The sequence below is a fragment of the Rhodococcus pyridinivorans genome, assembly GCF_900105195.1.
Taxonomy (GTDB): Bacteria; Actinomycetota; Actinomycetes; order Mycobacteriales; family Mycobacteriaceae; genus Rhodococcus; species Rhodococcus pyridinivorans.
On record NZ_FNRX01000002.1, the window covers coordinates 2,893,064 to 2,910,494 of the forward strand.

Annotated in this window: 18 protein-coding genes and 2 pseudogenes; 7 read left to right on the forward strand and 13 right to left on the reverse strand. The window is 66.0% G+C overall.

Going from position 1 to position 17,431, the window contains the following annotated elements:
- Positions 1-49: 49 nt before the first annotated feature.
- The gene (locus tag BLV31_RS13710; protein ID WP_064061028.1) at positions 50-895 is read right to left on the reverse strand and encodes an SDR family oxidoreductase; all 846 of its coding nucleotides are present in this window, start codon (positions 893-895) and stop codon (positions 50-52) included.
- A gap of 121 nt (positions 896-1,016) precedes the next feature.
- Between BLV31_RS13710 and BLV31_RS13715 the strand changes: the two genes are divergently transcribed.
- Positions 1,017-1,391: a winged helix-turn-helix transcriptional regulator gene (locus tag BLV31_RS13715; RefSeq protein ID WP_006552145.1), complete on the forward strand. Its 375-nt coding sequence runs from the start codon at positions 1,017-1,019 to the stop codon at positions 1,389-1,391.
- A gap of 98 nt (positions 1,392-1,489) precedes the next feature.
- Positions 1,490-1,925 (forward strand): annotated as a pseudogene (locus BLV31_RS13720) (carboxymuconolactone decarboxylase family protein).
- A 27-nt stretch (positions 1,926-1,952) separates the two neighbouring features.
- On the opposite strand, the gene BLV31_RS13725 reads toward BLV31_RS13720, so the two are convergent.
- From BLV31_RS13725 to BLV31_RS25880, 4 genes and pseudogenes are all read right to left on the reverse strand, one after another.
- Positions 1,953-2,597 (reverse strand): LysM peptidoglycan-binding domain-containing protein, encoded by a 645-nt coding sequence (locus BLV31_RS13725; protein WP_064061048.1) that lies wholly within the window; start codon positions 2,595-2,597, stop codon positions 1,953-1,955.
- A gap of 125 nt (positions 2,598-2,722) precedes the next feature.
- Positions 2,723-3,178, reverse strand: a complete 456-nt coding sequence (locus BLV31_RS13730) for a nitroreductase family deazaflavin-dependent oxidoreductase (protein WP_064061027.1) — start codon at positions 3,176-3,178, stop codon at positions 2,723-2,725.
- Positions 3,179-3,472: 294 nt separating this feature from the next.
- Positions 3,473-3,709 (reverse strand): hypothetical protein, encoded by a 237-nt coding sequence (locus tag BLV31_RS25410; RefSeq protein ID WP_232512732.1) that lies wholly within the window; start codon positions 3,707-3,709, stop codon positions 3,473-3,475.
- A gap of 77 nt (positions 3,710-3,786) precedes the next feature.
- A pseudogene (locus BLV31_RS25880) lies at positions 3,787-4,128 on the reverse strand (aspartate racemase); the annotation flags it as partial.
- A 615-nt stretch (positions 4,129-4,743) separates the two neighbouring features.
- On the opposite strand from BLV31_RS25880, the gene BLV31_RS13740 reads away from it, so the two are divergent.
- Entirely contained in the window at positions 4,744-5,811 is a 1,068-nt protein-coding gene (locus BLV31_RS13740; RefSeq protein WP_064061026.1) for a coiled-coil domain-containing protein, read from the forward strand.
- Positions 5,812-5,868: 57 nt separating this feature from the next.
- Here the strand turns inward: BLV31_RS13740 and BLV31_RS13745 are convergent, their stop codons facing one another.
- The 4 genes from BLV31_RS13745 to BLV31_RS13760 form a co-directional block, all read right to left on the reverse strand.
- Positions 5,869-6,309 (reverse strand): VOC family protein, encoded by a 441-nt coding sequence (locus tag BLV31_RS13745; protein ID WP_019289494.1) that lies wholly within the window; start codon positions 6,307-6,309, stop codon positions 5,869-5,871.
- Between the two features lie 120 nt (positions 6,310-6,429).
- Positions 6,430-7,026 carry a hypothetical protein gene (locus tag BLV31_RS13750; protein ID WP_064061025.1) on the reverse strand — a complete coding sequence of 199 codons (597 nt, stop codon included), beginning with the start codon at positions 7,024-7,026 and terminating at the stop codon, positions 6,430-6,432.
- Between the two features lie 106 nt (positions 7,027-7,132).
- Positions 7,133-8,386, reverse strand: coding sequence for an acyl-CoA dehydrogenase family protein (locus BLV31_RS13755; protein ID WP_064061024.1), 1,254 nt, complete (start codon positions 8,384-8,386; stop codon positions 7,133-7,135).
- A 58-nt stretch (positions 8,387-8,444) separates the two neighbouring features.
- Positions 8,445-9,368, reverse strand: coding sequence for a TetR-type transcription factor C-terminal domain-containing protein (locus BLV31_RS13760; protein WP_307718228.1), 924 nt, complete (start codon positions 9,366-9,368; stop codon positions 8,445-8,447).
- 197 nt (positions 9,369-9,565) lie between these two features.
- Between BLV31_RS13760 and BLV31_RS13765 the strand changes: the two genes are divergently transcribed.
- Positions 9,566-10,540, forward strand: a complete 975-nt coding sequence (locus tag BLV31_RS13765; protein ID WP_024101012.1) for a cyclase family protein — start codon at positions 9,566-9,568, stop codon at positions 10,538-10,540.
- Positions 10,541-10,548: 8 nt separating this feature from the next.
- Complete coding sequence (locus tag BLV31_RS13770) at positions 10,549-12,207, forward strand: class I adenylate-forming enzyme family protein (protein WP_064061022.1); 1,659 nt, start codon at positions 10,549-10,551, stop codon at positions 12,205-12,207.
- A gap of 150 nt (positions 12,208-12,357) precedes the next feature.
- Here BLV31_RS13770 and BLV31_RS13775 read toward each other — a convergent pair whose 3' ends face one another.
- Genes BLV31_RS13775 through BLV31_RS13785 form a run of 3 tightly spaced genes read right to left on the reverse strand, consistent with a single transcriptional unit; the run spans position 12,358 to position 14,914 of the window.
- Positions 12,358-13,788, reverse strand: a complete 1,431-nt coding sequence (locus BLV31_RS13775; protein WP_064061021.1) for an MmgE/PrpD family protein — start codon at positions 13,786-13,788, stop codon at positions 12,358-12,360.
- Entirely contained in the window at positions 13,785-14,621 is an 837-nt protein-coding gene (locus BLV31_RS13780; RefSeq protein ID WP_064061020.1) for a cyclase family protein, read from the reverse strand. Before BLV31_RS13780 ends, BLV31_RS13775 begins: the two co-directional genes overlap by 4 nt.
- The gene (locus BLV31_RS13785) at positions 14,618-14,914 is read right to left on the reverse strand and encodes an HpcH/HpaI aldolase/citrate lyase family protein (protein WP_232512266.1); all 297 of its coding nucleotides are present in this window, start codon (positions 14,912-14,914) and stop codon (positions 14,618-14,620) included. The genes BLV31_RS13780 and BLV31_RS13785 overlap by 4 nt, the downstream gene beginning before the upstream one ends.
- A gap of 140 nt (positions 14,915-15,054) precedes the next feature.
- On the opposite strand from BLV31_RS13785, the gene BLV31_RS13790 reads away from it, so the two are divergent.
- Positions 15,055-15,369 carry a hypothetical protein gene (locus tag BLV31_RS13790; RefSeq protein WP_138941538.1) on the forward strand — a complete coding sequence of 105 codons (315 nt, stop codon included), beginning with the start codon at positions 15,055-15,057 and terminating at the stop codon, positions 15,367-15,369.
- Between the two features lie 113 nt (positions 15,370-15,482).
- On the opposite strand, the gene BLV31_RS13795 is transcribed toward BLV31_RS13790, so the two are convergent.
- Positions 15,483-15,734 carry a DUF6480 family protein gene (locus tag BLV31_RS13795; protein ID WP_064061019.1) on the reverse strand — a complete coding sequence of 84 codons (252 nt, stop codon included), beginning with the start codon at positions 15,732-15,734 and terminating at the stop codon, positions 15,483-15,485.
- A gap of 510 nt (positions 15,735-16,244) precedes the next feature.
- Between BLV31_RS13795 and BLV31_RS13805 the strand changes: the two genes are divergently transcribed.
- Positions 16,245-17,381 (forward strand): cupin domain-containing protein, encoded by a 1,137-nt coding sequence (locus tag BLV31_RS13805; RefSeq protein ID WP_248846250.1) that lies wholly within the window; start codon positions 16,245-16,247, stop codon positions 17,379-17,381.
- The last annotated feature ends 50 nt before the right edge of the window (positions 17,382-17,431 follow it).

A 17,431-nucleotide genomic window follows, 5' to 3' on the forward strand; every position in this document is an offset into this window, starting at 1 on the left:
AGTCCCGATCCTGCCATCACGCGCCCGGACCCGACGGGATTAGCGGGTGTCAGGCACCGATCGCTTCGGCTGCCGGCGTGGCGGGGCGCCCGATGAGGCGTTCGAGATCTCCGCTGTCGGTGTCGAGCGCGCCGACGGCGATGCCCGCGTCGGAGTCGGCGAGCACGGCGGCGAACTGTGCGGGCACACCGGCGTTCTCGAGGATCGTCGCGTACTCCTCCTTCGGCAGATCCTTGTAGGTCACGGGTACGCCGACGATGTCGGAGAGGACCTCCGCCAGTTCGGTGTAGGTCAGTCGCTGACCGCCGAGTTCGTAGACGGCACCGGCGTGTCCCTCGGTCGTGAGGACCACGGCGGACGCTTCGGCGAAGTCCTTGCGGGCGGCCCCGGCGACGCGGCCTGTGCCGGCCGAACCGAACAGCGCCCCGGTGGCAGCGGCAGCGGCGACCGAGCTGTCGTAGTTCTCCCAGTACCAGCCGTTGCGCAGCAGGGCGTGGTCGATACCGGAGGCGGCGAGCAGTTCCTCGGTGGCCTTGTGTTCGCCGGCGAGGATCAGCGGGCTCGTCGCCGCGTTCAGGATCGAGGTGTAGGCGATGAACGCGACGCCGGTGGCCTGGGCGGCGTCGATGATGTTGGTGTGCTGGGGCAGTCGCTGCCCCACTTCGCTGCCGGAGACGAGAAGCAGCTTGTCGACACCGGCCAGCGCGTCGCGCAGGGACGCCGCATCGGCGTAGTCCGCAACACGGACCTGCACCCCGTCGGCCGCCAGGTCTGCGGCCTTCGCGGCGTCGCGCACGACGGCGACGATGTCGCCGGCGGCGATACCGCGGGTGCGGAGAGCGGTGATGGTCAGGCGGCCGAGGTGGCCGGCAGCTCCGGTGACAGCGATGGTCATGGGACTCCTCGAAGTGGTCGAGCGGGATCGGGAACGCCACCATTCCATCACTTACTTTTCGTAAGTGCAACCATTGGAGTCGGTACCCATCGTTCGCATAGCCGCCGTATACTCGGCATTCATGAGCACCGATCGCCTCCCCGAAGCCGACGTCTTCGCGCGCGAGTGCCCGTCGCGTCCGGTGCTGCAGAACATCACCGGGCGTTGGGGTGTGCTGGTGCTGGCGGCCCTCGTCGACGACACGCGCCGGTTCTCGGAACTGCGTCGCCGGGTCGACGGCGTGAGCGAACGCATGCTGTCGCAGACCCTGCAGACCCTCGAACGCGACGGCCTGATCCACCGCGCCGTCCTGGGGACGATCCCTCCGCATGTCGAGTACTCGCTCACCGACCTCGGACGCCGCATCACCGCGCCCCTGCTGACGCTCATCGACGTCGTGGAGGAGTCGATGCCCGAGATCGTCGCCGCGCAGGACGAGTACGACCGCACCCACTGATCCGGCGGCGCGAACCACACCCACCGGCATGGATGCGGCTGACAGAATGAAGCGGCCGGTCGCTCCGGCCGATGTCGCCCGCTGGAAGGACATCCACAATGGCGCACATCAATCTCGGTAAGCAGCACCCGGCCGCCTACAAGAACGTTCTGGCGTTGAACAAGGAGGTCGAGGAGGCCGTCTCGCAGGCCGCTCTCGATGCGAAGCTCGCCGAATTGGTGAATCCGCACGTCGCAGCTCAACGGATGCGCGTTCTTCCTGCGTATGCATACGCGCGACGCCCTGGAGAAGGGCGAGACCACCGATCGTCTCGCGGTCGTCGCGGCCTGGTGCGAGTCGCAGTACTTCACCGACCAGGAGCGCGCCGCGCTCGCGCTGGCGGAAGAAGTCACACGCCCCATGGAACCCGGTCGTCACGAGTGGGACAACGGTGCACTGAGTGACGAGCAGGTTTCCGCGGTCACGTGGCTTGCGATCGTCATGAACGCGTGGAACCGCATCGCCGTTCGGAGCCACTACCCCGTCGCCACGTGACCCGCACCGGCCTCACGGCCCCTCTGGTCAGAAGTTGGTGAGGTTCGGGAAGAACAGCACCTGCCCGACGGTGATCCTGTTCGGATCAGCGACGTGATTGGCAGCCGCAATCATCGCGAACATCTCCGCGTTCCCGTAGTGGTCCTCCGCCAGAGCCCGCAGGGTATCGCCAGGGACGACGGTGTGCCGGTAGTTGAGCCCCGGACAAATCAGCACGCGGCCGACCTCGACGTGGTCGGGGTCGGTGATGTGGTTCGGGAACGAGATCACCGGATACAGCTGCGCCTCGCCGTACCAGCGGCGTGCAAGCTCCCAGAGGGTCTCTCCCGCGACCACGGTGTGGTGCCCCACGTCCCCGAATTCGGGATTCAGCAGTGAGCGGCCGACCTGGATGACATTCGGGTCGGCGATGTGGTTGGCCGCCGCGAGCACCGGGAACAGGGTTCCGTCGCCGTAGAAGTGTTGCGCCAATCCCGACAGTGTCTCGTCCGGTGCAACGGTGTGCCGTTCGGTGATGTACGGGATGAGCAGTTCCTGTCCGACGGTGATCTCGTCCGGATCGGTGATGCCGTTCGGAACGGCGATGACGGGGAACAGCGTCGCGTCACCGTAGAACCTCTGCGCCAACTTCGAGAGCGTGTCGCCTGCGACGACTTCGTATTTCGTAACCATGACCGTACCTCGGTGGTGTCGAGCGTCCGCGATCCGAATCGAATCGACGAAGATCATGGTGGTCACTAACGGCAGCAGGCACACGCGTAGCGCGCTACCCGAATCTCGTATGAAAGTTCCGTCGATTACGTCGGTGGCAGCAGTTCGAAGACCGGATGGTGACCGGCCTCTGCGACGAACCGTTCCACCGGATCGTTCCTGCGTGCCTCGAAATACCGCCGGGTGGCGGACGCCAGCTCGATGTACCGCTGCAGGACGGGCCCGGCCTCCTCCGCTGATAGCTCATGGATCGAGTAGCGGCGCGTGTCGCGGCGCCTGCTGAGCTCGACCTCGCGGGCAGCACGCGCGTTGTGCACCCACCCCACCGATCCGTACGGGGCCACGAGCCAGCGTTTTCCGTGCAGATCGACGATCAGCACGGGATTGCGGCGGATCTTCCCGGTGCGCCTGCCGCGTGTGGTCAGTAGATAGGAGTGCGGCACCAATCCCGCACGAGTAAGCGTGCTCATCGCGACGTTCTCGATGTGTCGCCACCGGCTCGGTCGGTAGGTGCGCTCGGGACGGAAGGAGCTGTCGGTCATGGTCTGCCCTCATGCCCGTCGCGTACGGCACTCGGAACGTGTTCGACAAAGTTGGGGCACCGACGTCCGACGTACCCCGGGCTCCCTGAGCCGGGGCAGTGTGGCCGACATGTCCACATGTGTCCGGTCGGTCGGGCGACCCGTCAGCGCCGACTGGTGGATTCGTCGGTGACGAGGCGGTACAGCACGTACACCGCGAACCACGCGATGAGCACCGACGCGATCACGAGGGCGATCTCGTAGAAGAGGACCATATGCTCGATGCTACGACCCGCCGCGGCTACCTGCCTATTATCACCGGAACTGTCCGCCGCGCCAGGTCGGCAGGTCGCGCGTTCCGAGAGCCACTTCGAGGGCCGCCTGTCCGGACAGTCGTGTCGAGTCCAGTGCCGGCAACGGCGAGTCGTCCGGGGAGACCAGAAGTGGGATCTCGGTGCACACCAGCGCGACCGCGTCGCACCCGGACTCCGCGAGTCTGCCGATGAGGTCCACGAAGGACGTCCGGGCCTCGTCCCGGAAGATGCCGTGCACCAGTTCGTCGAAGATCGCCGCGTGTACCAGGTCCTGATCGTCGTGAACCGCGTTCCCAGGATGCCGACGCGTCGGTGCCCGGCACGCTGCGCTGCGTCGGCCACGATGTCGATCAGGTGCAGCCCGGGAATCGTGAGTGGATCACCGGGTGCTTCGAGCGCGAGATGAGCGGTGTTGTCCGGGCACACGAAGAAGTCGCAGCCGGCCCGGGCCAGACGATCGACGCTGGTTGCAAGCATGGCGCGCACCGCTTCGTAATCCCCGCGCTCCCACGCGGGCATGCAGTGCTCGAAGGAGATGCAGTCCATGGTGACATCCGGATGCGCCGGATGCCCGAGACGGTTGCTGTGCTGACAGACCTCGCGCCAGCACAGCGAGGCACCTTCCCAGCTGTGGCCCAGGATTCCGACGTGTTTCATCCTTGTACCCCCTCTGTCCTGCGCCTGTGGTCGCTCTCCGTGTGACGAGCGGGAGGGCGACCACGGCGGTGATAGATCAGGATCCGGATGACGATCCGGTCTCGATCAGCTGCGTGATGACGGCGACGAGAACATCCGCAAGGAACATTGCTGCAGAGCCCATTCGATTACCTCTTCTCTTCGGTGTGCCGATACACGCTCAAGCGAGCGCAGACTGCCCAGCGCTGCAATGTGTTTCATTACATCCGCCGGCTGGAGCAGACATTCGACAACTCCCGCCCCGCACAGTCGGTGACCGGCGCCACAGTCGAGGGGCCCCTTCCTCAGCGGGCTTCCCGGTCCCCGATCCGGGGGGGTGCACAGTTTTCGACCGTCGCCCGCAGCTGATCGTCATAAGTGGGGATTATGACGATCAGTACGCACACTCGATCACGGATGAGATCAAGTTGTTTCTACTGCGCTCTTCGTTACGAAAAGCCACTTCGTGTGTCTTTTACCCAGTTCACAGCGTTCCATATCGTTTCGTTTCATCACAGTCCCATTGCTTAATTACGTAACTAAATGCGGTACGATACCTGCGACCCGGGATTTCGACGCGCCACGACGAGGACCTCCATGACCGACGCACACTCCCCCACTCCCGAAGCGACCACCGACGAGGAGGACTCGAGCAAACCCCGGGTGGGACGCCCTCGGAAGTACGCCACGGCAGCCGACCGTGTGCGCGCCTATCGCGAACGCGAACGCGCCAAGAAAGAAGCCGCCGGCACGGCCCCGGCGGTCGTCGAGAGCCCGGACGATGCGGTCTCCGCGCTCACGGCCGCCACCACTGCCCTACGCGCCCTCGCAACCAACAGCGTCGAGCAGTACTCGGCGATCGCCGAACGGATCACCACCGCGGTCGACAAGCTCACCGACGCCGAGGCCCTCGAGGCGCAGATGACGCGGTCCGCCGCCGAACTCGCGAAGGTCAAAGCCGACGCCGACGCGAAGATCGTCCGTCTACGCGAACAACTCGCCCAGGCACTCGAGGACCGCGACAACGCCGACGCGGCAGTGGCCGCCGTCGACGCCGAACTCGCCGACGCTCGTACCGCACACACCGAACAGGTGCGCCGACTCGACGAGGCGCATCACGCCGAGTTGACGCGCCTCAAGGACGAGCACGCCGCAACGCTGCAGCGGTGGAAGGACGAGTTCGAGGCCGCGACCGCCGAGCACACAGGGGTAGTCGGCGACCTGCGTGCGACGATCGTTCAGCAGGACGAATCCCTCACCGCGCAGCGACGCGAACTCGACGAGGCAGCAGCCCAGCGTGAGCGCGCGACCGTCGAGGTCACCGACCTGCGAGCCGAGATCGCGCGCCTGCAGGCCGCACTCGACCGGGAGGTCTCTACCCGCGAGCGCCTCGACACCGAGCTCACCACCGAGCGCGACCGCACCTCCGAGCTACGGAGCCGACTCGAGGAATCGCGCATCACCGCCGCGACAGCCCAGGCAGCCGAGACCGCGGCACGAGCACGCGGCGACGAACTGCGGGCCGAACTGTCGGCACTGCGCGACGAGATCACCGCCTTGCGCGACGAGACGAAGACGCTTCAGACTGAAAATCTGACGCTGAGAACCGAATCGACCTCTCTCCGCGCCGAACTGGATGCAGTGGGGGCCGCCGGGACGAGCTGAGCCGGTCGCCCGATCATCGAGAGGTTCGATGCCGATCTCCGCCGGCGGGGGCGAGCGTCAACCGAGCTGTTCGAACAACGACACGATGATGCCGTCCGGTCCCCGCACGTACGCCATTCGCACGCTGTTCTCGTATTCACCGATACCCCCGACGAGCCCGTAACCCTGCTCGGCTACAGCGTCGACGGCAACTTGGAGGTCGCCGACCTCGAACGACACATTGCGGATCCCGAGCTCGTTCGGCATCGCCGTCGGCGAACCGGGGAGGTGGTCGGGCGCGATGAAGCGCGAAAGCTCGAGCCGGGTCCCTCCGTCCGGGGGTCGGAGCATCACGATCTCGCAGTGCGTGCCGGGGAGTCCGCAGACGGTCGCAGGAAAGTCGCCCTGCACAGAGCCGGTGCCTTCGACCTCGAAACCGAGGCCGGCGAAGAACGCCGTCGCAACGTCGAGGTCGGAGACGGTGAGGCCGACATGGTCGAAACGTCGTACGTGTGCCATGGGATCCATCCTTCGATGTTGTCTCGTCCGTTTACTGCTGGGACGGAGCCGGTGCTCGGATCTCGGCATTCCGCGGACTCGGTGGGACATCGGATCGTTCCCCACCACCGCATCGATGAGCTACGACGCGCCCACCGCTCTGCGACGCGTCCCTCTGATCCGAGCAGCCCTGACAAGCATCAGCAGGCACAGCCCGATACCCCATCCGATCTCCGACAGCATCACACCCACTCCCGCCTGACCGGTGTCGTCGGTACTGGCAACCACGCTGAATGCGGTGGTGAACCCTGCCGCCGTGCCGATTGCGGCGGCCAGTCCACCGCTGACCACCCAGCGGGATCGACGAGCGCAAAGGAAGCATGACAGCACGACGGTCACTCCACAGGCGATCACCTGCCAGGTGGGGAACTCGTTCGGTGCGGGCAGGCCGGGACCTCGGAACTCGCCGTCGTGTTCGGCCGACCAACTCAACCATCCCGCGCAGGACAAGAATCCGAGTGCGAATGCGGTTGCACCGGTCGCCCACAGGCCGCGCCGGCCGAGACCCGCGGGTCGATCACCGGTGTGCTCGTGGTCGCTCGACGGACTCAGGACACCCGCACGCTCCCGCTGCCAGGCAACCCACACCATGCTCACGCCGATCAGGGTCGGCACGCCCACGAAGATGAGCACGATCCACAAGAATTGAGCCCAGGAGAAATCGAAACCGGCAGCCATAGGCAGACAGTATGTCGAGTGGAACGAGAGTCCGACGCACGGTCGTGATCGGCCTACGGTGCCGGCCCTACGATCGGCCGCGTCCCCATCCGTACGAGGAGCGCGGTCACCTCGGGTACTTGCGCAGTTCGTTCTTGGCGATCGTGCGCAGGTGCACTTCGTCGGGCCCGTCGTAGATGCGCATAGCACGGTGCCAGCCGTACATCGCGGCGAGGGGCACATCGTCGCTCATACCCGCTCCGCCGTGTACCTGGATCGCCCGGTCGATGACCTCGAGGGTCATGCGCGGTACCGCGACCTTCGCGGCGGACACGTAGGGAGCGGCGGCCTTGTTGCCGTGTTCGTCGATGGTCTTGGCCGCGAGACGACACAGCAGCCGGGCCTGTTCGATCGCGACGCGCGATTCGGCGATCTGATGCTGCACCACCCCCTGCTCGGCCAGTGTCTTGCCGAAGGCGACACGTCCCTGCGCGCGCGTGGTCATCAGCGCCAGGGCCCGTTCGGCGGCACCGAGTGCGCGCATGCAGTGGTGGATGCGGCCGGGTCCGAGACGTGCCTGCGCCATGGCGAAGCCGCCGCCCTCCTCCCCGAGGAGGTTCTCGGCGGGAACGCGGACGTTGTCGTAGACGACTTCACAGTGACCGTGCTGGTCGTGTCGTCCGAACACCGGCAGGTCGCGGACGATCGTGACACCGGGAGTGTCGATCGGCACCAGGATCATGGACTGCTGACGATGGGTGTCGGCGCTCGGATCGGTCTTGCCCATGACGATCAGCACCTTGCAGCGGGGATCCGCGGCGCCGCTGGTCCACCACTTGCGACCGTTGATGATGTAGCTGTCGCCGTCGCGCTCGATTCTGGTCTCGATTTTGGTGGCATCGGAGCTGGCCACGGCGATCTCGGTCATGGAGAAAGCGGACCGGATCTCGCCGTTCAACAGTGGGTCGAGCCACTGCTTCTTCTGATCATCGGTGCCGAACAGGTGGAGCAGTTCCATGTTGCCGGTATCGGGAGCCTGCCCATTGGTGGCTTCCGGGGCGAGATGCAGGCTCCAACCGGTGATCTCGGCGAGTCTGGCATAGTCGAGCTGCCCGATGCCGGATTCGGACGGCAGGAACAGATTCCACAGGCCCCGCTTGCGGGCCTCCTGCTTGAGGGTCTCGATGACAGGCGGGACTGTGTGGTCGTCGGGGCCGACGTTGCGGCGATAGGCCTCGTATTCGTGTTCGGCCGGGAACACGTGGCTGTGCATGAACTCCACGAGAGCCTGTTCGAGTTCGAGCGCTCTGGGAGACGGTCGAAGATCCAGCAATTCGGTGTTCGTCTGCGCGGTGAGCATGCTGTTCGCTACGTCGGTCATACGGTTTCTCCCTCGAAGATTCGGTCGGGGACGTCGTGAAAATGGGGTCGAGGTTCGGTCAGGGACCGCGGTCGAGGTCTGCGCCTCGGTACTGCATGAGATCCAGGGCGTACTCCACGTAGAGGCTCGCTACCTCTTCCGGACTCATCCGCCCAACGGGTCGCCACCAGGTGGGGAGAGCAGTACACATCGAGACCACTGCGCGAGCAGCGTCCTCGGGGTTTCGGACCCGGAACGATCCGGCGCGCACGGCGGCCAGCACCTTCTCGTCGACGACCGCCTGCTGCCAGTTCCTCTTGTTGGCGATGATCCGCCGGTTCTCCGTTGTGAGAGAACGCATCTCACTGGCACCGATGAACCCGAGTTCGCGGCGGTGCGTGTGGTACAGCGCCAGGTTCTCGATCAACAACGTGAAGACCGTGACGGGATCCCGGCCGGCCCCTTCGGCGAGTGCGCCGCGTGTGCGCTGCTCCAGATCGTCCATCGTCGCCTGATAGATCGTCATCAGGATGTCCTGCTTGCTGGTGAAGTAGTTGTAGATCCCCGGAACCGACAGGCCGCATCGCTTGGAGATCTCGCGCATGCTCGTGCCGTGATACCCCACGGCGAGGATCTCCTCGAGCGCGGCCTGGAGCACGGGTGCCAGCGACAACGGTTCGTACTCCCGCCACTGCCGACACGCTTCGACCTGCCCGGGTGGGTCGGACCGGGTCGCAACGAGGGTTTCCGGTTCCTCTGCGGGTGCCGTGAGCGCCGCCCGACCGGCTTCGAGGATCTCCGCCGGCCTCACCCCGAGTGCATCGGCGATGCGGTTCAAGCGATCGACGGTCAGTCCGGTCTTGCCGTTCTCGATCTGGCTCAGGGTGGCCGGGCTGACGTCGATGCACCGGGCCAGGCCTCGCAGCGTCATGCCGCGCGCGATCCGTACCTGGCGCAAACCGGCCCCGACCGACGCCGACCTGTCGACCGAAACCGCACTCACCGACAACTCCTGTGTTTGAAATAGCTGAACACCGACCATTCGGCCCTCGACCGTTCCGGGCAGCGTATCCACTTGCACGGCTGTCTCGCAGCGATTTTCGCGAAAATATCGACCCGTTGACGTCGACAGGTGTGACGTGCACCATAGTCGACACCGAGCGTGTGCTCGCTCCCGCTGTTTACCCGATGGAGGACAACATGACCGAGGTCGACGCTCCCGCAATGCGCGAACTGCTCGGAGAGAACGCGCCGAGCAATTGGGGCAAGTGGGGACCCGACGACGAGCTGGGTGCACTGAACTACCTCGACGCAGCGGAGGTTCTGCGCGGCGTCCAGCACGTCAAGTCGGGCGAGACCTTCACGCTCCAGATCCACATGGGACGCGCCGAGAGCCCCGGCGACCCGCTGTGGCCGGGTCGTGAGGGGATCAAGCGGCAGAACGTGCTCGATGAGAGTTCCTGGGACGGCGACGGGGCTCCGGCCTTCCCGGGCGGCCTGCACTACGCCGACGACACGGCCTTGGTCTTTCTCCAGGGATCGACCCAGTACGACGCACTCGGACACGTCTGGTACGACGGCAAACTCTGGAACGGGTACGACGCCCGCAGCACCGTCGGAGGAATGGACAAGGCCTCCGTCCTCCCGATCGCAGAGAAGGGCATCGTCGGCCGCGGCGTCCTCATCGACATGGCCCGCCATCGCGGGAAGCCCTATCTCGACAAGGGTGAAACGTTCGACCACCGCGATCTCGAGGAAGCTGCGACCGCCCAGGGCGTGACCATCGAGCCGCACGACATCCTGATCATCCGCACCGGGTGGCTCAAGTACTGGTACGAGTTGAACAACCCCGAACAGTTCTACGACGGATTCTGCGAGCCCGGCCTCACCTATTCGCCCGAGCTCGTCGAGTGGTTCCAGGACAAGGAGATTCCGAACCTGGTGACCGACACGATCGCCAACGAGGTGACCTACGACCCGCAGAGCGGCGTCGCGCTGCCGTTGCACTGCGCCCTGATGCGCAATCTCGGTGTCACGCTGACGGAGATCGCCTGGCTCGACGACCTCGCCGACGCCTGCGCCGCGGACGGCCGCTGGAGTTTCCTCTACACCGCCGCCCCGCTGAAGATCGTCAACGGCACCGGCGCCCCGGTGAATCCCATCGTCATCCGCTGAGGCGAACCATGACCATCTATGACGACAAGGTGTGGTTGTCGCAGTACGACGCTGCGCAGCGGCAACCACGCACGATCGAATTCGACGACGCCCTGGCGATGTTCCGGGCGACCGTCGAACGCGATCCGGACGCCGACATCATCCGCTACTTCGACGGCCGGATCACCGCAGGTGAACTCGACGAACTGAGCGACGCATTCGCCGCCGGAATCCTCGACGCAGGGTTCCAGCCGGGTGAACGGGTCGCGATCTATGCACAGAACGTGCCCCAGTTCGTCATCGCCCAACTCGGAACGTGGAAGGCCGGCGGTATAGCGGTGTCCGCCAACCCGATGTACCGCGAACGCGAACTCGAGGAGATCCTGCGCGACTCCGGTGCCACGGTCCTGGTCGCGCTGCAATCCCTCTACACCGACGTAGCAGCGAAGGTCGTCGAGTCGACCGACGTGCGCACCGTGATCACGACATCGGAACTGGAGTACCAGACTGCGAACAGCGGCACCCTCGCCGACGTCGAACACGTCGAGTGCGCGGGCACCACGGACATGGCGGAGATGCTCACGGCCTTCCGTGGCCGAACCGTGCCGCCTGCCGAGATCGGCCCCGACACGGTCGCTTTCCTGACATACACCTCCGGGACCACCGGCCCACCGAAGGGCGCGATGACAACCCACCGCAACGTGGCGTTCAACGCGCAGACCTACCGGGACTGGATCGACATCGGTCCAGACGACGTCGTCCTCGGCGTCGCACCGCTGTTCCACATCACCGGGCTCGTCGGCCACATCGCCCTGTCGCTGCTGACCGGTGCACCGCTGGTGCTGATGTACCGCATGGATCCGGCCGACACCATCGAGACGATCGAAAAGCAACGCGCCACGTTCACCGTCGGATCGATCACGGTGTTCATCGCGTTGATGAACGCCCCGAACGCGAGCAAGGAGGCCTTGGCGAGCCTGACCAAGATCTACTCCGGCGGAGCGCCGATTCCACCGAGCACCATCGCGGCGTTCGAGGAGCGATTCGGCCACTACATCCACAACATCTACGGCCTCACCGAGACGACCTCCCCGTCCCACGGGGTGCCGCTCGGCAGGCGGGCACCGGTCGACGAGCTGACCGGAGCGACCTCCGTGGGCGTGCCGGTCTACGACACCGTCGTGCGGATCGTCGACGACAACGGCAACGACCTTCCCCCGGGCGAGGTCGGGGAATTCGTGACGGCGGGGCCGCAGGTGGTAGCGGGGTATTGGAACAAGCCGGAGGCCACCGCGAACTCGATCCCGAACGGCGTGCTGCACACCGGCGATGTCGGCTACATGGACAGCGACGGCTGGTTCTACATCATCGACCGCAAGAAGGACCAGATCAACGCCAGTGGCTACAAGGTCTGGCCTCGCGAGGTCGAGGACGTGCTCTACGAACACGACGCCGTTCGCGAAGCAGCGGTGGTGGGTGTACCCGACGAATACCGCGGGGAGACTGTCAAAGCTTTCGTCAGCCTCCGCCCCGGAGCCACGGTCACGCCCGATGAGCTGATCGCGTTCACGAAGAAGCGACTGGCGGCCTACAAGTGCCCACGCTTCGTCGAGATCATCTCCGACATCCCCAAGACGGCGACGGGCAAACTGCTGCGCCGCGAGCTACGAACGGCGACACCGTCCTGACGATGGTCGCAGGGTCCCGCGGCCACATGCGCGATCCATAGGGGCGCTGCGCCGAAGGCGGGTCTTCTCGGTACAAGAGCTACCGAAGAAGGCCCGCCTTCTCGCGTGCCGGCCGGACGGCACACCATCACGATCCGCACATTGCGTGGATCAACCGCGCACGGTCGCCATCAGGGCATCGAGTGGCTCGGCGGCGGGGAGCGCCAGCGCGGCTCCAGCGACCTCTACGGCGCTCTCCGGCGACAACCGTCCTTCGACGTTGAGATCGAACTTCATCGTGAGCTCGTCGTCGGAGAGCGGGTTCGCCGGACCACCCCGGTTATAGTCGACGCGAACCTCGTGCCAGGAACCGTCCCGCGTACGTACCCGGAGCACCGCCGGGAACTGATGTGGGTAGATCTCGTCGCAGCGGTCGTCGCTGTAACTCGTGACCAGCCGCGCGAGTTCGAGTGTGCGCGGATCCTTCGCGGCAGCGTCGGTGAAATCGGCGTGTCCCACACCGAGTCCCGAGCCACCGAGCAGTGCCCGTGCGACGGTGAACGGGCCCGAGAAGACCGCGTGGTAACCGGATTCGGGAGCAGCCTTCGATGCCGGGGGCTCGGCGATCGTGCGTAGTACCGGCTTCGGTACGCCGAGTTGGATCTCCACGATGTCGGCCGGGTCCAGACCGTCGCGGACGAGCGCCCGCGCGGCGTCGATGCCGGCGTGGGTGAAGTGGTTGCACGGGTAGGGCTTGAAGAAGATGCCCGGCAGTTCCCAGTGCTCGCCCAGTCCGTCCAGCACCTTCGCGGTGTCGGCCCGATCGCCGCAGAAGGCGTGCAGGAATCCGAAGCGTCCTTCGATCACGGTCGGCGGTCCGGTGAGCCCGGCGCGAGCAAATTCTGCCGAGGTGACACCGGAGTGTGCGGCCCATCCGCAGTGCGGCCGCTTGACCGTGCCGCCGGTGCGGTTGGCTTCGAGCAATCCGGCACCGAAGCTCGCGGCGATGCCCATGGCGTCCGCGATGCCTTCGGTCTCGAGTCCGTAGAGCATCGCTGCGGCGGCAGCCGAACCTACGGCACCGCAGATGGAGGTTGCGTGCTGGCCACGTTCGAAGAATTCGGAGTTGCCGAGTTCCTCGTCGTAGCCGCCCATTCCCAGGCGGACCACGATCTCGACACCCACACCCGCAGCGTCGAGAACGGCTGCACCGGAGGCTCCCACTGCTTCACCGACGGCGAGCGCCGCCGGGATCACCGAAGCGGACGGGTGCAGCACCGACGGCAGATGGGTGTCGTCGGAATCCATCGAATGGGCGAGTGTTCCGTTGACGAGCGCGGCGGTGGCCGCCGGGAACCGCTCTCCGGTGCCGATGCCGGTGGCCGCGGCTGCGCCCGACCAGTTGCGTGCCACCTCGGTGACGACGCGAGCGGACGGCTGGTCGTGCGCCGCGAGGGAGTTTCCGAGCAGGTCGAGCACCCGGCGCGCGACGTCCTTGCGCAGTTCTGCGGGCAGTCCCGTGGTGCGGATGTCGGCGGCGAGGGCGGCGAGCCGGCCGACGACCGTTCCGATCAGGTCGTGTCGGGTCTCGGTGCTGGTCACGAGGCCACCACCGCGACGGGGCGAACGGGCGAACCGGTGCCGCCGGTGATGCGCAGCGGTGCCATGACGAACGTGAATTCGGTCAGGCCGCGGGCGCTTGCATCCTCGAGGTCGAGGTGCTCGATGATGTGGATTCCGTTCTCCACCAGCATCACTCGGTTAACCGGAAGAACACTGTGCCCCTTGCCCGCCGGGATGTGTTCGAAGGCGGTCGTGTCTGCACCGGCGGCCGCGATGCCGCTGGCCGCGAGCCACCGGCCCGCACCGACATCGGCGCCCGGAACACCGTCCTGCTGGCCGAGATAGCGTTGCGGATCGTCGAAGTACCGGGCCCATCCCGTACGGATCAGCACGACATCACCGCGGCGCGGTGTCACACCGGCGGCGTCGGCCGCATCGCGCAGGTCCTGTTCGGTGACCGCCTGCCCCACGTCGAGGGAGTCGACGCCGCGGACCCGTGCGACATCGAGGAGCAGTCCACGGCGAAGCATGAAGGGAATGGACTCCGCGCCGAGCTGGGAGAATTTTCCACCGCGCTGGGCTTCCTGGGCGTCGATGCCGCCGTGCAGCTTGCCCTCGTGGCTGACGTGGGAGAGCGCGTCGACGTGGGTGCCGACGTGTCCGCCGGTCACGATGATCTCGTTCGATGCCGATCCGCCGTCGGGTCGCACCATGTCGCCGTGCCGGAGGATGAGCGTCATCCGGAATCCGGGGTGGTTCGGTGAGCAAGGCATACCGGTCGTGTGGGGATGTCCCAGCTCGACGATGTCGACGTCGGTGTCGACGACCGCATTCAGCAGTGCGTCGGGACCGGTGATGGTTTGTTCGGTCATGATGTGGCTCCTCGTACTGTGATGGCCGGGGCTCGGTCGAGTACGACGCGAGCATTCGCAACGACCGCCGGGTCGATGAATCTGCCGTTCTCGTCGAGAACCGCGGTCTCCCCCGCCGCCGAGGACGCGGACGCGTCGTCAACGATGCGCTGCGCGCGCTCTCGTTCCTCGGCCGAGGGCGTGTAGGCCTCGTTGACAATGTCGATCTGCTTCGGGTGGACGACGGAGCGTCCGAAGAATCCTTGGATGCGGCCGACTCGGGACGATTCCGCGAGCCCGGCCAGGTCGCTCACGGCGGTCCAGATACTCTGGATCGGCGACGACAGTCCCGCTGCGCGTGCGGCTGTGACGATCCAGCGCCGGCGAATCCCACGCCGACTATTTCGACCGGCTCTTCGGCACGTCCTACCGCGCCTGGGTCGAGCGCGACCGCGTGATGGTCGCGGGCCTGCAGGCGGTCAACTACGACGACAAGCTCAGCGCGCGGTGGACAGCGCTGGTCACCGATCTCAACGGCCGACTGGCCGCGCAGATGAGTAGGGACGCCGACGCCGGGGAGATCACTCCGCTGTCGGACGACCACGAAGGCCTCGTCACGACCCTGACCGACATGATCGTCATCGCCTTCTTCAAGGACCGATCACTCAGGCCGTCCGAAGCCGAGTCGAGACGGATGCTGGCCAACGTGAAGACGGTCTGGCTCGGAACATGGGGTGCGCCGAACCCGCCGTCGCATCGAGTCGACTGATACGGCGGCGTGCTATCGCCTTCGTGGCGTGATGCGACCGGTCCACGCCCCTCTCTACTACCGGGAGGCAGTTCGCTTTTCCGCTACCTCTTCACCTTCGTTTCGTCGCGCGCTCAGAACAGCCCGACTGCTCGGATGATCAGACCGACGGCCACCACCAGAACCACGATCACCACGATCGCGATGGCGATGAGGGCCCCGGCACTGCGGCGCTGCGGCGGTTCGTGTTGCGGACCGCCCACAGCAGTCTCGGCGGGCGGAGTATCTCCGGGCGCCACCCCGCCCCCGGGTTCGAGACCAGGAGTGTTCGCGGGATCGGGGTTCTGCGGGTCGAACTCGGACGCGTCGGTATTCTCGTCAGCCATACTCTCCTGTACCCGATTATCGGCGAGCAACGCGTCGACTTTTCTTCTTCGCAGCGCCGCACCTGCGAGTGCGCGGGGTACAACGTCTGGGACAACGGTTCGATGATCCCGGAATCGACGTGGCCGCCGATACGCCGGGATAAGCTGACAACGGCCGAACAATACACCGCTGCAGGCTCCGGGAGCCGGTAACACCGCTGCTCCCAAGCCTTTTGACCTCGGGAGGAATCATGACCGACCCACAGCAGGATCCGAACAAGGACGAAGGTGAGGAGGGCCCGGCGGACGGCGGTGCAGCCGGCGTCCCGGGCGTTCACGATGGCGGAGCTGACGGGGGTGCCGACGGGGGCGCCGATGGTGGAGCCGACAGCGGCGGTGACGGCGGAGCCGACGGCGGGGCTGACGGAGGTGCCGATGGCGGAGCCGACGGAGGCAGCTAGGTGTGAGGACTCCTCATATCGCATCCAGGACTCCGGCGTCGAAACGGACGCCGGAGTCCTGGAAACACGCTTGATCGACATCGGTCGGGAGAAGTTCGCGTCCGAAATCTGGGGACGTGCACCACTGCTGACGCGTCGCGCCGGCACATTCACCGACCTGTTCTCCGTCGAGGCAGTCGATGAACTCATCTCGCGCCGAGGACTTCGCACGCCCTTTCTTCGCGTCGCCAAGGACGGGACGACACTGCCGGACTCGTCGTTCACCTCCCCCGGCGGTGTCGGAGCGACCATCTCCGACCAACTCGACGACACGATGCTCTGGCGCAACCTCGCCGACGGTGCCACCCTCGTCCTGCAGGCACTGCACCGCACGTGGGAACCGATCTCGCAGTTCGGCACCGCTCTGAGCGACGAACTCGGACATCCCGTCCAGGTCAACGCGTACATCACTCCACCTCGGAACCAGGGGTTCAGCCACCACTACGACGTCCACGACGTCTTCGTCGTGCAGATCGAGGGAACCAAGAGGTGGGTGATCCACGAGCCTGTCCACCCGGCGCCGCTGCGCAATCAGCCCTGGATCGATCACCGCGCCGCTGTCGCCCGAGCCGCGACAGAGCCGGCGTGCATCGACACCGTGCTCGAACCCGGCGACTGTCTCTATCTACCGCGCGGCTGGATCCATGCCGCCGAGGCCCGAGGGGAGATCTCCATCCACCTCACCGTCGGCATCCATACGTGGACGCGTCACGCACTTGCCGAGCATCTGACCCGAGCAGCGCTCACTGCGCTCGGCGACGATCCTGAGATGCGCGGTGCACTACCCATGGGCATCGACGATCCGGATGACGAGATCACTGCTGTACGTGAGCATCTCATCGCCGCACTGGCCGAGGCGGACGTCGCCTCCCTGTTCCACCGTGCCCGGCGGGAGCAGGCGCGTCCGGCACCGCTGGGGCCGCTCGCCCAATTCGCCGTCGTCCACGATCTCGGCCCCGACACCACGGTGAAACTCCGCAGCGCGCTGTATGGACGTCTGGAAGGTTCACACCTGGTCACGCGCGTGGGCCGTGTCGCCGTGGCGGACGATGAACTGCCGTCTGTCACGCGCCTGCTCGACGGCGGATCCCACCCGACGAAAACCCTCGGGACCGACCTGGTCGAACGGCTGTTGCGCGCAGGGATCCTCGTCCCCGCGGAACAGTGACGGTGCACTGTGGCCTCAGCCGAACGCTTCTTCTGCGCAGACAGTGCCCG

What these genes read in the sequence shown, in the direction of transcription:
- BLV31_RS13710 (WP_064061028.1), bottom strand. Translation starts at nt 895, where the DNA reads ATGACCATCGCTGTCACCGGAGCTGCCGGCCACCTCGGCCGCCTGACC.
- BLV31_RS13715 (WP_006552145.1), top strand. Translation starts at nt 1,017, where the DNA reads ATGAGCACCGATCGCCTCCCCGAAGCCGACGTCTTCGCGCGCGAGTGC.
- BLV31_RS13725 (WP_064061048.1), bottom strand. Translation starts at nt 2,597, where the DNA reads ATGGTTACGAAATACGAAGTCGTCGCAGGCGACACGCTCTCGAAGTTG.
- BLV31_RS13730 (WP_064061027.1), bottom strand. Translation starts at nt 3,178, where the DNA reads ATGACCGACAGCTCCTTCCGTCCCGAGCGCACCTACCGACCGAGCCGG.
- BLV31_RS13740 (WP_064061026.1), top strand. Translation starts at nt 4,744, where the DNA reads ATGACCGACGCACACTCCCCCACTCCCGAAGCGACCACCGACGAGGAG.
- BLV31_RS13745 (WP_019289494.1), bottom strand. Translation starts at nt 6,309, where the DNA reads ATGGCACACGTACGACGTTTCGACCATGTCGGCCTCACCGTCTCCGAC.
- BLV31_RS13750 (WP_064061025.1), bottom strand. Translation starts at nt 7,026, where the DNA reads ATGGCTGCCGGTTTCGATTTCTCCTGGGCTCAATTCTTGTGGATCGTG.
- BLV31_RS13755 (WP_064061024.1), bottom strand. Translation starts at nt 8,386, where the DNA reads ATGACCGACGTAGCGAACAGCATGCTCACCGCGCAGACGAACACCGAA.
- BLV31_RS13765 (WP_024101012.1), top strand. Translation starts at nt 9,566, where the DNA reads ATGACCGAGGTCGACGCTCCCGCAATGCGCGAACTGCTCGGAGAGAAC.
- BLV31_RS13770 (WP_064061022.1), top strand. Translation starts at nt 10,549, where the DNA reads ATGACCATCTATGACGACAAGGTGTGGTTGTCGCAGTACGACGCTGCG.
- BLV31_RS13780 (WP_064061020.1), bottom strand. Translation starts at nt 14,621, where the DNA reads ATGACCGAACAAACCATCACCGGTCCCGACGCACTGCTGAATGCGGTC.
- BLV31_RS13795 (WP_064061019.1), bottom strand. Translation starts at nt 15,734, where the DNA reads ATGGCTGACGAGAATACCGACGCGTCCGAGTTCGACCCGCAGAACCCC.